The sequence below is a fragment of the Streptomyces sp. CA-179760 genome (assembly GCF_050937045.1).
Taxonomy (GTDB): domain Bacteria; phylum Actinomycetota; class Actinomycetes; order Streptomycetales; family Streptomycetaceae; genus Streptomyces.
Map to the genome: position 1 here is coordinate 9062855 of NZ_JBNJLZ010000001.1, position 13266 is coordinate 9076120.

Genomic DNA, 13266 nt, shown 5'->3' on the forward strand with positions numbered 1-13266 from the left:
CCTACCGCACCCGCACCCTCGGAACCCGGACGTCCACAACACACACGTCGTCCCGCCGCTCGTCCGGCAGCATCCGCGCGAGCAACGGCCCGAGCGACCCGGGCCCGTCGGTGTGCGGAGCCGCCACCGCCTCGGCGAGCCGCTCCAGCCCTCGGTCGATGCTCTCCGGAGGGTGCTCGACCAGGCCGTCGGTGAAGAGGATGAGCCGGTCGCCCGGTTCGAGGCGGCACTCCGCCTCTTCGTAGACCGGCGTGGAGGTCGCCCCGAGCACCATGCCGCGGGGCCGGTGCAGGTACCGCGCCTCGCCGTCCCGCAGCAGCAGGGGCGGGGGATGCCCGGCCTGGGCCCAGACCAGGCGCCGCTGCCGGGGGTTGTAGCGGGCCAGCACCATCGTGGCCGTCGCATGGGAGTCGCGGGAGTGCAGCAGCAGCGTGTTCAGCCGGGCGAGCGCGCCGGTCAGCGACGAGCCGGTGATGACCATGCCCTTCGCGGTGAAGCGGAGCTGGGCCATGGTGGCGACGGCGCCGACGCCGTGCCCGGCGACATCGCCGACCACCAGCAGCGCCCCGTCGTCGGGCAGTTCCACGGCGCTGAACCAGTCGCCGCCGACGTGCACACCCGACTGGGCGGGCAGATAGGCGACCTCGACGCGCAGTCCCGCCAGTTGCACCGGCCGGTTCGCCATCGGCAGCAGCGCGTGCTGCAGCCGGGAGGCCAGGGTCCGCTCGGCCCGCAGCACGTCGTTCTGCGTGAGGATCGCCTGCTCGCTCTCGACCAGAGCCAGTTCCGCCTGCCTGCGGGCGGTCATGTCCTGGACGACACCGTGCACTTCGACGGGCGTGCCGTGCATGTCGGCCACGGTCTCGGCCACCAGGCGCAGATGCCGGATGAGCCCGGACGTCCTGATGCGGAACGGCAGGTCGAAAGCCCGGCCGTCATCGACGAGTGCGCGGACGGCTCGGGTCAGCGCGGGCGTGTCCTCGGGCAGCGCGAGCTCCGCAAGGCCGGCGAGACCCACCGGGCCGTCCGCGGGGTCCCGGCCGAAGATGGCGAACACCTGGGTCGACCAGGAGGCCTCCAGCGTGGCCAGGTTCCAGTTCGCCCAGCCGAGGTTGCCCAGCCGCTGCAGATCCGCCAGCCGCTGCTCCTGCCGGTCGGAGGAGCCGTGCCGGACCCAGCTGACGACCAGCGCGTCGCGCAGCGGCGCCACCCGCGCCGTGTATGTGGACAGCGCGGCGATGCCCGCCAGGACCTCCTCGTGCGCGAACGGCTCGCTCTCGTACGGCTCCCCGGTGGCCAGGGTGTGAGCGCACCCCCACCACAGCGGCTCGCCCGCCAGGGCGGGCCGGAACTCCAGCAGCCGCCGGCCGGCCAGCTCCTCACCGGGACGGCCCAGCAGATCGCCCGCCTGGGCGGTCGCCGCCTCCACCCGGAAGTCCTCGGTCTCACCCGAGGCGGCGCTCAGCGGGGTGAGCAGCATCGCCGCGAGCGGCAACGCGTCGAACAGTTCCTGCACCGCGTCCGTGGCGGCGTCGGCGGACCGCTCCGGCGGTGCGTCGAAGGCACGCAGCCGGCCGGCGCACAGCCCGGTGACGCCCCGCAGGTGAGCGCGGTCGCGGGGCGTGAACGGCTTGTCCCGGCCGCGCAGCACGCCGATGCAGACCTCGGCCGAGCCGGCCGTGAGCACCGGCAGCCAGGCACGCGACCGCCACCGCTCGGGAGGCTCCCCGATCAGCAGGTACCGCCGGGCGTCCGAGGGGAAGTCCTCCAGCCAGCGCGGCTCACCCGCCCGCAGCGCGTCCAGCGCCGCGATCCCGCTCAGCGGCGGCACCTGGCTCCACTGGGTGGCCAGCTCGTCCTCGATGCCGGCGTGCCCGATCAGTTCGAGGCCGCCGTCGGGCCTGCGGGCGTAGAGCATGATCGCGTCCGCGGCCATGTCCGGAGCGAGATGCTCCAGCAGACACCGCGCGAGGTCCTGCGGTGTCGCCACCCGGACGAGGGCCTGGCCGATACGGGCCAGGGCGGCGGCGACGTCGTCCGGCGTGACCGTCTCCTCCAGGGAGCCGGGCCCGGGACCTGAGGTGCCGGTGCCGGCGCCGGCGCGCTCGGTCGCCTCGCCCGGGTCGGGCGGGGCCGGCGCCAGACGCCCGAGCGTGATCCAGCACTCCTCCAGCAGGGTGTGACGGGCCGCCTTGGCCCGCTGGAGCAACTGTTCGCCGGCCGCGTCCGCGGAACACCCGGTCAACGCCATCTCCGCGCCCGTGGCCCGCTCCACGACAGCTGACATCGCCGCCTGGTCGCGCAGCCGGTCCAGCTCGGCGCGCTGCCGGGCGACGATCTTGGCCAGTTCGACCAGGTCCGGTGCGGCACCGGGCTGCGCCGGCGTCACAGGCTCGCTTGTCACGCGTCGAGCATGGCACACCCGGGCCCGTTCGAAGACTGCCTTGTGCGCACTGATCGCCCCGGGATTCGCCACGCCCTGCCCGTCAGGTCCGGCTTCCCGCGCTGGTCAGTGGCCGTCGCGCGGATACAACCACAGCCGCAGCAGCCGGCTGAGCCGCGGCATCACCAGATAGGTCAGCACCGGCAGCAGCACCAGGGGAAACACGGCGGCCCTCAGCGGCAGCGGCCAGCCGGCCGTCTGCGGCGTCACCAGCCACTGGATGAGCAGGGTGAACGGATAGGCGCCGAGGAACGTCGTGAGGACCATCTTCCACCGGGGCGGGGCCTGCACCGTCGTGCCCGGCAGGCTGAACCACGTCTCCATGCCGGTGGTCGACTGGCGCTCGCTGCTGACCTCGGTGGCGATGTCCTCGATCTTCCGGTGCCAGTGCGCCCGCTCCTCGGACTCCAGCCAGGCCGCGAGCCGGTGCTGGTCGGACCAGCGCAGCACCGCGTGGAAGCGGTTGCCGTCCTCCGGCGTCAGCCAGGAGACGCCCTCGTTGCCCGGGAACTCACTGGCGCAGCGGGCGATGCCGCGTGTCCATTCCTCGAACTCCTGCTCATGACCGGGGCGCACCTGCCAGGTCAGGACCGTGGTCACCGGCTCTGCGCGCCGGACTTCGGTGGTGCTCATTCCCTCACGTGTGCCACGCACGGCGCCGGTCATGCCCCCGGGTCACGGCTGGCGGTTCGCCTCCACCAGCGCCTGGGTGACCGCCCGGACGCTGCGCGCGATGTGCTGCAACTGCATGACCTCGGCGGCGTACAGCTTGATCGTGTGCTCGATGACGCCTTCGTGCAGGCCGAGACCGGGCAGGTCGGCGCGGGCGGTCTGCAGGGCGGTGCGGGCGACCCGGATCTCCTGCTGGACCTGGATCTGGGCGTGCCGGGCGAGGAGGACGGGGTGGCGGATGAACACGGGGTAGCCGCCGTAGCGCGTGGGCACCAGCTCGCGCAGCCACTTGGCCGCCGAGCGCTCCCAGTCGTAGCTCCCGGGGGTCTTGACCTGGCAGGGCCAGTCCGGGCTGATGCGCGTGGTCGTCAGGGGCATGATCATCGCTTCCGGGTGTGCGGCGTCGTGAGGGTGGACGACGGGTCGGGGCGGCCCCGGCCTAGGGGATGGCCGGGGCCGCCACGGACACCCGGGACGCCGGAGTGGGTAGGACCCGGCCTTCTCGGGTGGGAACGGATCCGGTAGGGCCGGGTCGCGATCCGTGAGCAGTATTTATATATGCCATCCGGTTTGCAAGGAGCATGAAAACATTCATGCGCGCTTTGTTGTGGATGATCCCTTTGTCTGCTCCGGTGACCGGTCCGGCCGGCCGTGCCTCAGTCCCTGAGGAAGAAATGGTGCTGGTCGGCGACCTGTTCGTACTCCTCGAGCCGGGCCTGCGTCCGCTCCGGGTCCGCGTCCGTCATGGCCTGCAGCAGCGCCGAGCACATCACGCCCGGGGCCGCGTAGGAGTCGAACACGAGGCGCGATCCGGTGCCGGTGGCGAAGGCGACGTCGGCCTCGTCCGCGAGCGGCCCGAGCGCCAGGTCGGTGATCAGGGCGACCTTGAGCCCGGCACCGCGTGCCACGCGCACGGCCGTCAGGGTCTCCTGCGCGTGCCGGGGCATGGAGAACGCCAGCACCCAGGTGCCGCCCGCCTCACGCGACTGCAGCAGCGCGTCGTACGCGACGCTGCCACCCCGGGTCACGAGCCTGACGTCCGGGTGGATCCGCCGGGCGGCGTAGGCGAAGTACTCGGCGAGCGAGACGGAGATGCGCAGGCCGAGGACGGTCAGCGGGGTCGACGACGACAGTTTGCGGCCGATGTCGATCACCAGGTTCGGATCGGCGAGGTCCCGCCGCAGGTTCTCCAGGTTCTCGATCTCGGCGTCGACCGCCGCCTGCAGTTCGTTGCCCCGGATCTCCTCGGCCGGGCCGCCCGCGAGGGTGCCGAGCGCGATCGACTGGAGCTTCTCCCGCAGCGCCGGGTACCCGCTGAAGCCCACCGCCGAGGCGAACCGCGTCACCGACGGCTGGCTCACGCCCACCCGGTCGGCGAGATCCGTGATCGACAGGAACGCCGCCTCGGTGATGTGCTCGATCAGGTACTGGGCGATGCGCCGCTGGCCCGGGGACAGCCGAGGCCGGTCGAAGAGTGTTCGCAGCTGGGAGGACGGGGAGACCTCCGCTTCGGGTGCGGCCTTCCCCGAGGTGATCGCGGATGCCTGTGCGCGTGCCTGCTGCGGCGATGGCACCGGTGCGCCTCCTTCGTCTCCCACGAACGTTCAACATAGCTCACGCACCGAGGTGACCAGGGCTTCCTCGGACAGCACATGAGGTGCCCGGCGCGGGGATACCCGGACGCCGGGCGGGAACCCGCCGCCGCAGATGATCCCGAAAGGAGCCACCGTCATGACCGTCCCCGAGGAGAACCGGCCGAAGACGGAGACCACGGCCGAGGTCCTGGAGCACCAGGACGATCCCCGGTCCCGACCGCCGGGCGCCACCGGCCGTACGCTCCGCGAGGCCCTGGAGGAGGCCGAGGTGCGGCCCGACGACTTCGACGAGCGGTAGCGGGCACCCCGTCCCCTCCACCCCGACCGAACCGACGACGTTCCGGCAGGTGACACCGTATGGGCGCGCTGAGTGCGCTGGAAGAAACCCTGGAGAACCGATTTGACGCCCTGTGGGCCCGGGTCCGCGACAAGGACCCGGTCGAGGTCGTCGACGCCCTGCGACGCGAGTGCGACGACAAGGCCGTGGTGTGCCGGGAGGGCCGTGTCATGGTCCCCAACGCCTACGACGTGGAACTCGTCGACGACATACACGACCGCCTGGCGAGCCACAGCACCCATGTGTGCCAGGCCCTCACCGACGCCCTGGCCCGCCACGCGGAACGCAGGGGCTACGAGTTCGCGGGCCCCCTCGCGGTCCACGTCGCCAGGTGCCCCGAAGTCCCCAACGGCCGCTACCGCGTGGCGAGTCGAGTCATGGAGCACGTGAGCGTGGACGGTTTCTTCCACGCGACCCATTGAGCAGCGCTCAACGGCGATAGATCGTGATCGAGTGCCCGACGTCGTCAACGGGGCGGCTGCTGCCGATCAACCCGGCCAGCCGCCCCGTCGCCTTCGCGGCTGCCGAGTCCGACACCACCAGCAGCCCCCGCACATCACCGCCGCGCACCCCACGCGGATCCTCGGCCTCGATGCCGTACGCAGCCGGCACCCCGCTGCCCTTGTACACCAGCCACACCCGCTCATCCGGATACCGCTCCCGCAACCGCTCGGCGAGCCGCCCGAGGTCCTGCCCCCAGTCCACGTTGGAGTCGTGCAACCGCTCCCGGGTCCGGCCCGGCCCCCCGAACGCCTCGTTGGAGTACGGCAGGTAATAGGGGTACGTACGCAGCGAACTGACGGCGACGAACACCACCAGCACCCCCACGACACCGGCAACCCACCGCCGCCGCACCAGCAGAAGGCCCCCGGCGGCCACGGCGAGAAACAGCGGCAGGAACACGGCGTACCGCGTACCGAGATCCCGTGCCCCCTGGGTGGCCGCAGCCAGCAGCACCACAGGCGCGGCCAGTACATACGGCGCGGCCGGCCGCAGCCGGCGTACCGCGACCACGACGACGGACCCGGCGAGCCACAGCGCGAGCATCCCCAGCGGCGTCTTCACCAGCAGCGCGGCCGGCAGGTAGTACCAGAGCGAGCCCGAGTACAGCCGGCCGAACAGAAAGCCCTGCCACGGCCGGTTCTCCAGGCCGAACTGGATCCGCATCCCGTCCCGGTACGCCTCCGGGAACGGCAGCAGATCGACCAGCAGCCCCCGCAGCCCCCGCACGTGCGGCACATGCTGCTCGGGAGCCCACCGCAGTCGCGGATCGACCATCAGATACGTGGCCCACACGACCGCGACCGCGGCCAGGGCCACCACAGCCGCGCCCGCCACCGCCCGCGGCAGAAGCCGGGCCCGGCCGCCCGCCGACGCGTGCCACACCGATACGGCGCCCAGCGCCATCAGTACCGGCACGGCAGGGAGCGTGCTTATCTTCGTCGCCAGGGCCGCCCCCAGCGCCATCCCGGCGAGCGGTACGTACAGCCGGGGTCCGCGGCGGGCCCGCCACAGCAGCCACGCCGACGTCAGCACGAACCCCGCGGCCGGCACGTCGAGCGTGGCGAGTGAGCCGTGGGCGATGACGTCGGGGGAGAAGCAGTACAACGCGAGGGCGGTCGACGCCCCTGCCGTCCCGGCCACTTCACGGGCGAAGGCGAACACGACCAGGCCGAACAGCAGCGTCAGCGCGATCACGGGGAGACGGGCCCACAGCATCAGCCGCCACGGGTCGTTGCCCGACTCGTAGAGCAGGTGCCGTCCCAGCCTGCCCTGGTCTTCGGTGAAGGAGGGGTCGATGTGCGGATCCGCGAGGGCCACCCCGACGCCGATGACCAGCTTGCCGAGTGGCGGATGCTCGGGGTTGTGGCGCAGCCGGTGCTCGTGCGTGTACTCGGCGGCCGTGCCCACGTACACCGGTTCGTCGATGGCCGGGGTCTGCCGCACGGCGGTCGTGACCATCGCGAAGGCCATCTGCGCGAGCAGCACGACCACCAGGAGCGGCACCCACCACCGGCGGCCGGGCCGCCGCGCGGCCCCCGCCGGTGCCGGGGGAGAGAGCGACACCGGCCGGGGAACGGCGGGAGCGATCCGGAGGTCCCTCATGGACCCACTCTGCATCAGCCCCCGCCGCGCACGGTGTCACCGCCGCACGAGTCGTACCGACAGGCCCTCCGACGTGTGCACGGGTACGGCCCGCAGCGTGTCGGAGACCAGCTCGACGCGGGCGAACCCGCCGCGCAGTCCTGGAGCGGACAGCACCGGGACGGTCGTCCCCGCGGCCGGCGGGCGCTCGGTGTCGAGCCGCAGCGACAGCACGCTGCCCCGGCCCAGCAGGACCCGCCGGCTCACCGTGAGCGCCGGGCCGTGGTTCTTGCGGAGCAGCAGCTCCAGCGTCGACTCGCCCTCCTGGACGTAGGAGCCGCGCACCCGCAGCACCTTGTCAGCGCGGAGCGTGCCGCCGGTGACCCGGACATCGCCCTCGCCGAGGGCGTTGGGGGACGCGGCGACCAGCACGCCGTTCTCGACGACCGTCCCGCCGTGGTAGCGGTTGTGGCCCGTGAGGGTGAGCGTGCCGGTGCCGCGCTTGGTCAGCCCGCCGTCGCCCTCGATGTCGTTGCGCCAGCTGTCGGCCGCGTGGAAACCGCCGGCGGCGGCGTCCAGCGTCACGGTGACGTCGCGGTCGAAGGAGCCGTACCCGTCCGCCGCGGCGAACAGGTTCAGCCGCCCCCACTGCTCGAAGCCGTCCAGCAGGACGTACCCGGAGGGCAGCGCCGTCGTCCGCAGCACCTCGCGCCGCTGGGCCGCGTCCAGGTAGGGCAGCCGCGTCTCCAGCAGGACCTCCGCGCCCTTCGGCACGGTGAGCGGGTCCTTGCGGCCGCGGCGCGGCAGGACGTACGTCAACCGGGGCTCGACCGCACGGGCGTTGGCCTCGCGGTCGGCGTACGCGTCACCGGCGTCCGCGTGCGCGTGGGTGTACAGCGTGTCCGGCGTCGTGCCCGTCTGCTGCGTGAAGTAGGCGAGGGCCTGGGCGCGGGCCGCCGCCTTGAGCTCCGCGTTCGCCGGGTCGGCCAGCGTCGCGGCGGTCAGGGCGGTGGCCATGATCCGGCCGCCGAGGACGTCGACGGTGGAGTGCATGCCCGACATGATCCTGGTGTGGCTCAGCTCGAAGGCACGCGTCACGAGCTCCTGGAACCGCTCGGGCACCGCGTACGCGTAGGCCAGTCCGGCCAGGTGGAAGGCGTTGGTGTGGCCGCTCGGGAAACCGCCGTCCTCTTTGGGGTCCTCGGAGCGCTGGCGCAGCAGCTGCGTGGCGACGACGACCTCCGAGTCGTACACCGGGTAGCCGAGGGCGTCCTTCTTCCCGGTGTCGACGACCTCGCTGTCCTCGTTCATCCGCCACGGACGCGGGTACTGGAAGGCGAACTTGCCCGGGTTGCCCGAGGCGAACGGCCCGCGCACCGTGTCGACCAGCTTTGCCACCTTGCCGAGCTCCGAGTCGTAGGAGCCCGCGCCGAGCGCGGATCCGGCCGGGGCGTCGGCGGGCACGGCATCGTTGATCTTGCCGGCGGGAGTGCCGTCCGGGGCGCCGGTGATCGACGTGACGGCCCTGGCGCCCGCCTTGTACAGCTCGGCGAGCGGACCAAGACCGGCGATCATGGCGTAGCTCTGGTGCTGGCGGTCGTAGAGGAAGGCCTCCTTGGCCTGGGCCTCGGTGCGGGCCGTCGTGATCCGGGCGCAGTAGCGCATGTTGGCGCGCAGCACCTCGCGGTCCAGAACCCGGCCGGTGTCCCAGGCGCCGCCGGTCTTCCACACCTTCGACATGCCGCCCAGGATCCGGACGACCGCGTTGGTCTCGGGGGTCAGGTTCGTCGTGACGTTCGACTTGTAGTCGTCGACGAACGCGGCGGGGCCGGTGGCGGCCTTCGCGTCGGCGGCGGTGAGCCACGTGGCGAAGGCCGGGGCGGCGAGCAGGCCCGCCGAGGCCCCGAGGGAGGTCTTGAGGAAGCCCCGTCTGTCGACGGTTGCGGTGCTGCGGTGCCCGGCTGATGACGGCATGGGGTGCGCCTCTCTGGAGTTTTGCGACGGGTGCTTCGGCCGTGCGGCCGGGAGGGGATGCAGGCTGTGCGACTCGGGGTGCCTCTGGCGATTTCTGTGGCACCTGTTGCGTACGAGCGAAGATCTACGGCCGTGTTGTGACCCTTCGGAGAGGGAACGGCCACGGGCCGGTGTCCGGTACGTGAACGGCGGCCGTCCGGCTCACAGGAGTGAACGGGCCAGCGCCACGGCGCCCTCGACCGGTGGCACACGCAGGGGGTGCGGCCGGGCCCCGGGCAGGACTTCGGTGAGCGCGGAGACGAACGCCGTGTACAGCGCGGGCTGGGCGAGCACCATGCCGCCCGCCACCACCACGTCGTCCACCGTGACCCCGCGCCGGGCGAGCCGTACGACGAGCGAGGCGAGCGCCCGGCCGCCCTCGGCGATCACGGCCCGGGCCAGCGGCGAGCCCGCCTCGGCCGCGGCGAACACCACGGGGGAGTGCCGGCCCCACTCGGCGGAGACGTCCGAGGCGGCCTCCAGCGCCGCGCCGAGCGCGGGCACCTCGGCCACCTCGAAGGCGGTGATCAGCCCGGCGGCCAGTGCGTCGGGTGCCTCACCGCGGTCGTGCGCCGCCCAGACGGCCCGTGCGGCCTCGCGGACGAGCCCGGCCGCGCCGCCCTCGTCGCCCAGTACGGCACCCCAGCCGCCGACCTGGACCGGACCGCCGTCGGGCAACCGCCCCACCGCGACCGAACCGGTACCGGCGACCAGGCCGACGCCCTTGTCCAGTCCCGCGGCGGGGACGAGCAGCTCGGCATCGCCCACGACCAGGACGGGCACCCCCAGCCGCTCATGGAGCGCGGCCCGGATCGCTTCGCACTGGCGTGGTGTCTCGCAGGCGTGACCGCCCACGGCGACGGCGGACGGGGATGCGCCGGCCGGCAGGGCGTCGTGGATCAGAGCGGCCAGCCGGCCGGCGGCGGCCCCGGGGTCGTGCGGTCGCCAGCCCGTACTGCTGCGGACGAGGTCGACGACGCGGTCGCCGCCCGAGAGGGCACGCAGCTGCGTCTTGGTGCCGCCCACGTCGATACCGACCGCGTAAGGCGTGGAGTCCTGCACGGGTCCTCTTTCGTCGTTGCGCGGTCACGGCGGACGCAGGCGAACTACCCGTCGGACCACGGCAGTTGAAGAGGTACGGAAGCCCCGGGACGGGCTTCTGCGGAGCACGGCAGGCGAGTACCGTGAACTTCGTTAGGAAGTTAACTAACGAAGTAGGGTGCGTCAAGAGGCACGGATTTCCCGATGCCGCGCGACCCTGCGGACGGCCGGCAAGGCCGCAGCACGACCTGGGGAGACCATGCACCTGAGTGAGAGTGCCCGTGTGGTGTTCGACGTACTGGCCGAGGCGGGCACGGCCACCCGCCCCCAGCTGGCGGCAGGTGCGGGCCTTTCCAAGCCGACCGTCTCCTCCGCCGTGGCCGAGCTCGAGGCCCTCGAGCTCGCCGCCCACTCCGGGCGGGCCTCCGGCGGCACCGGCCGCAGCGCCGCCGTCTACCGGCTCGGCCCCGCCGCCGGTGCCGTGCTGGCCGTCGACCTGGGCCCGGCCAGGACCCGGGTACGCGGCTGCGCCCTGGACGGCACCCTGCTCGCCGAGGGCACGGGCTCCCGCCCGGAGGCCGCCGGCACCGTCCGCGAGGTCCTCGACGCACTGCCCGCCGGCGCCCCGCTGCGGGCCGTCGTCGTCGCCGTCGGTGACGTCACCACGCGCGACGGGGAGGGCGCCGGGGAACGCCCAGCGACCGCCAAGGCCGGACCCGTCTTCGACGCCATGGCCGTCGCCCTGCCCGAGGGCGTGCCCGTCCACCTGGAGAACAACGTCAACTGCGCCGCCCTCGCCGAACTGCACGAGGGCGCCGCCGTGGGCCGCGACACCTTCGGCTATCTGCGCATCGGCGTCGGCATCGGTCTCGCCGTCGTCATCGGCGGCCGGGTCCTGCGCGGTGCGAACGGCGCAGCCGGCGAGGTGGCCCGGCTGCCCTACCCCTGGGACGACAGCCGTGCCCCGCACCACGAAGGCCTGGAGCAGCGCATGGGTTCGCGTACCCTGCTCCGCCGGGCGGCCGAGACCTGGCAGGACACCGACGGCCCCCGCCCGCGCACCGCCGAGCGGCTCCTCGCCCTCTCCGGGCAGGGGCATGCCAGGGCCCGCGCCGTCCTCGACGCGCACGCCGCCGACGTGGGCCGGCTCGCCGCCGCTGTCGTCGCCGTCATGGACCCCGGACTGATCGTGCTGGGCGGCGCCACCGGCGCGGATCCGCAGCTCCTGCCCGGTGTGCGGGCCGAGCTGGCCCGGCTGAGCTGGCCCACCGAGGTGGTCAGCAGCGTGGTGGGGGACACCGGCACGGTGGCGGGCGCCGGGAAGCTGGCGGTCGCCCATGGAATTCAAACCGTGACCGGAGCGGTGCTGGCGAAGCATTGACGGCTGCGCCATCGGTCTGCCAATGTCCGGACAAGCGCTTTCTGAGTCGGCCGGGACGCCGACTCCGGGTGAGCCTCCCGTCCGTACGCGAAGTACGGCAGTCGCACGAGGGCGTGCTTGTGCGACGTCGGCCGTCATGGCCGGGGACCCCACCCGTCAAGGCGACGCGGCCGGGCGAGGCCGTGCCCCCGGAAAGCGAAATTTCCTGCAAAATGCACCCGTGCCGCCTCGGCTGGCGCCGTGCTTCTTCCGCTACGACGAAAAGGGATTGAAGATGACCAGTCTGGGTGTGCGGCGCTCGCGCCGGCTCGGCCGCGGCGGCATACGTCGCGTTGTTCCCCTCGCTGCCGTGGCCACGGCGGGTGCCCTTCTGCTCTCCGCCTGCGGGTCGGGGTCCGACTCGGGCGGGACCTCCAAGTCGCTGACGTTCTGGATCTCCACGGTTCCGGGGCAGGACGCGGGCTGGAAGAAGATGGTGGCGCAGTACAAGAAGGAAACCGGCGTCAAGGTCAACCTCGTCAACATCCCCTACGACGGCTATCCGACGAAGCTGCACAACGCCGCGCAGGCTAACTCCCTGCCCGACGTGGCGGCCGTGCCGGCGCTGGACCCGATCTGGGCGAACAAGCTGATCGACCTCGGCTCCATCGCCAACAAGAAGAGCAACAAGATCAACGCCAACTTCCTCGCCAAGGACTCGTCCGGGAAGGTGCTGTCCATCCCCTCGGACGTCACCGCGTCCGGCATGTTCATCAACAAGACGCTCTTCAAGAAGGCCGGCGTCTCCTTCCCGACCTCGCCCCAGAAGACCTGGACCTGGACCGACTTCATCAAGGCGGCGGACGAGGTCCGCGAGAAGACCGGCGCCAAGTACTCCCTCACATTCGACCAGTCGCCCTCCCGGCTCCGCGCCATGGTGTACGAGAAGGGCGGGAAGTACGTCCACGCGGACTCCTCCGGCAAGTTCTCGGTGGACGCGGCGACCAAGAAGGCCGTGAAGACCTTCGTCGGATGGAACGACGACAAGACCATGCCGAAGTCGGTGTGGACCAGCGGCGCCGACCCGTCGGCCATGTTCCAGAGCGGTGACGTGGTCGCCTACTGGTCCGGCGTGTGGCAGGTGCCCGCCTTCGCGGAGAGCATCAAGAAGTTCGACTGGGCGAGCGTCCCGACCCCCGCCCAGCCGGTGCAGGCCAGCGACGTCAACAGCGGCGGCATGACGGTGGGCTTCAACAACAACGCCGCCGCGGCCGACGCCGCGAAGAAGTTCCTGTCCTGGCTGTACGAGCCGGCCCACTACCAGGCGCTGTGCGAGACGTCCGGGTTCCTGCCGGTCGAGAGCGGTCTGAACCCGAAGTACCCCTTCAAGTCCGAGGCGGCGCAGGCGGCGTTCAAGCTCTACAACGAGTCGATCCCGCTCTACGCCCCGATCTCCGGCTACTTCAACACCGCGCAGACGAAGTGGGTGCTGAAGGGCAAGAGCCTCCCCGAGGACCCGACCAAGACGGAGCTCGGCAAGGCGATCAACGGCCAGCAGTCGTCCGACAAGGCCCTGCAGAACATCGTGGACGTCTACAACCAGCAGGTCGGCGGCTGAGCGCAGGCCGGCAGGCCCGGGCGGCGGGGTCGAGACACCGCCGCCCGGCCTCGGGCCTCACGTGATGCCGGGCTCACAGCCCTGAGCCCACCGGAACCCATT

At 72.3% G+C, this 13266-nt stretch carries 11 protein-coding genes; 4 read left to right on the forward strand and 7 right to left on the reverse strand.

Annotation, left to right across the window (positions count from 1 at the left end; genetic code table 11):
* Position 1 precedes the first annotated feature (1 nt).
* The 4 genes from ACQEV8_RS41025 to ACQEV8_RS41040 form a co-directional block, all read right to left on the reverse strand.
* A complete protein-coding gene (locus ACQEV8_RS41025) occupies positions 2 to 2404 on the reverse strand; it encodes a SpoIIE family protein phosphatase (protein WP_432971592.1) in 2403 nt (800 codons plus the stop codon).
* A gap of 105 nt (positions 2405 to 2509) precedes the next feature.
* Positions 2510 to 3076 (reverse strand): antibiotic biosynthesis monooxygenase, encoded by a 567-nt coding sequence (locus tag ACQEV8_RS41030; RefSeq protein ID WP_432971595.1) that lies wholly within the window; start codon positions 3074 to 3076, stop codon positions 2510 to 2512.
* Positions 3077 to 3118: 42 nt separating this feature from the next.
* Entirely contained in the window at positions 3119 to 3499 is a 381-nt protein-coding gene (locus ACQEV8_RS41035) for a hypothetical protein (protein WP_391106566.1), read from the reverse strand.
* 272 nt (positions 3500 to 3771) lie between these two features.
* Complete coding sequence (locus tag ACQEV8_RS41040) at positions 3772 to 4689, reverse strand: MurR/RpiR family transcriptional regulator (protein WP_382484612.1); 918 nt, start codon at positions 4687 to 4689, stop codon at positions 3772 to 3774.
* Between the two features lie 157 nt (positions 4690 to 4846).
* Here ACQEV8_RS41040 and ACQEV8_RS41045 point away from each other — a divergent pair, with 157 nt between their 5' ends.
* Together ACQEV8_RS41045 and ACQEV8_RS41050 are read left to right on the forward strand one after the other, a co-directional pair.
* The gene (locus ACQEV8_RS41045; RefSeq protein WP_432971599.1) at positions 4847 to 5008 is read left to right on the forward strand and encodes a hypothetical protein; all 162 of its coding nucleotides are present in this window, start codon (positions 4847 to 4849) and stop codon (positions 5006 to 5008) included.
* Positions 5009 to 5067: 59 nt separating this feature from the next.
* Positions 5068 to 5469: a DUF3662 domain-containing protein gene (locus ACQEV8_RS41050; protein WP_432971602.1), complete on the forward strand. Its 402-nt coding sequence runs from the start codon at positions 5068 to 5070 to the stop codon at positions 5467 to 5469.
* Between the two features lie 7 nt (positions 5470 to 5476).
* Here ACQEV8_RS41050 and ACQEV8_RS41055 read toward each other — a convergent pair whose 3' ends face one another.
* The 3 genes from ACQEV8_RS41055 to ACQEV8_RS41065 all read right to left on the reverse strand — a co-directional run bounded on the left by ACQEV8_RS41055 (position 5477) and on the right by ACQEV8_RS41065 (position 10207).
* Entirely contained in the window at positions 5477 to 7153 is a 1677-nt protein-coding gene (locus tag ACQEV8_RS41055) for an ArnT family glycosyltransferase (protein WP_432971605.1), read from the reverse strand.
* A gap of 36 nt (positions 7154 to 7189) precedes the next feature.
* The gene (locus tag ACQEV8_RS41060) at positions 7190 to 9106 is read right to left on the reverse strand and encodes a phosphatase PAP2 family protein (RefSeq protein ID WP_432971608.1); all 1917 of its coding nucleotides are present in this window, start codon (positions 9104 to 9106) and stop codon (positions 7190 to 7192) included.
* 201 nt (positions 9107 to 9307) lie between these two features.
* Entirely contained in the window at positions 9308 to 10207 is a 900-nt protein-coding gene (locus ACQEV8_RS41065; RefSeq protein ID WP_432971611.1) for an N-acetylglucosamine kinase, read from the reverse strand.
* A gap of 238 nt (positions 10208 to 10445) precedes the next feature.
* Between ACQEV8_RS41065 and ACQEV8_RS41070 the strand changes: the two genes are divergently transcribed.
* Both ACQEV8_RS41070 and ACQEV8_RS41075 read left to right on the forward strand, forming a co-directional pair.
* Positions 10446 to 11567 carry an ROK family protein gene (locus ACQEV8_RS41070; RefSeq protein ID WP_432971614.1) on the forward strand — a complete coding sequence of 374 codons (1122 nt, stop codon included), beginning with the start codon at positions 10446 to 10448 and terminating at the stop codon, positions 11565 to 11567.
* 274 nt (positions 11568 to 11841) lie between these two features.
* The gene (locus ACQEV8_RS41075; protein WP_432971617.1) at positions 11842 to 13164 is read left to right on the forward strand and encodes an extracellular solute-binding protein; all 1323 of its coding nucleotides are present in this window, start codon (positions 11842 to 11844) and stop codon (positions 13162 to 13164) included.
* Positions 13165 to 13266 lie beyond the last annotated feature (102 nt).

Coding starts and splice junctions, on each gene's coding strand:
- ACQEV8_RS41075 (WP_432971617.1), top strand. CDS start 11,842: ATGACCAGTCTGGGTGTGCGGCGCTCGCGCCGGCTCGGCCGCGGCGGC.
- ACQEV8_RS41045 (WP_432971599.1), top strand. CDS start 4,847: ATGACCGTCCCCGAGGAGAACCGGCCGAAGACGGAGACCACGGCCGAG.
- ACQEV8_RS41070 (WP_432971614.1), top strand. CDS start 10,446: ATGCACCTGAGTGAGAGTGCCCGTGTGGTGTTCGACGTACTGGCCGAG.
- ACQEV8_RS41055 (WP_432971605.1), bottom strand. CDS start 7,153: ATGAGGGACCTCCGGATCGCTCCCGCCGTTCCCCGGCCGGTGTCGCTC.
- ACQEV8_RS41050 (WP_432971602.1), top strand. CDS start 5,068: ATGGGCGCGCTGAGTGCGCTGGAAGAAACCCTGGAGAACCGATTTGAC.
- ACQEV8_RS41030 (WP_432971595.1), bottom strand. CDS start 3,076: ATGAGCACCACCGAAGTCCGGCGCGCAGAGCCGGTGACCACGGTCCTG.
- ACQEV8_RS41060 (WP_432971608.1), bottom strand. CDS start 9,106: ATGCCGTCATCAGCCGGGCACCGCAGCACCGCAACCGTCGACAGACGG.
- ACQEV8_RS41035 (WP_391106566.1), bottom strand. CDS start 3,499: ATGATCATGCCCCTGACGACCACGCGCATCAGCCCGGACTGGCCCTGC.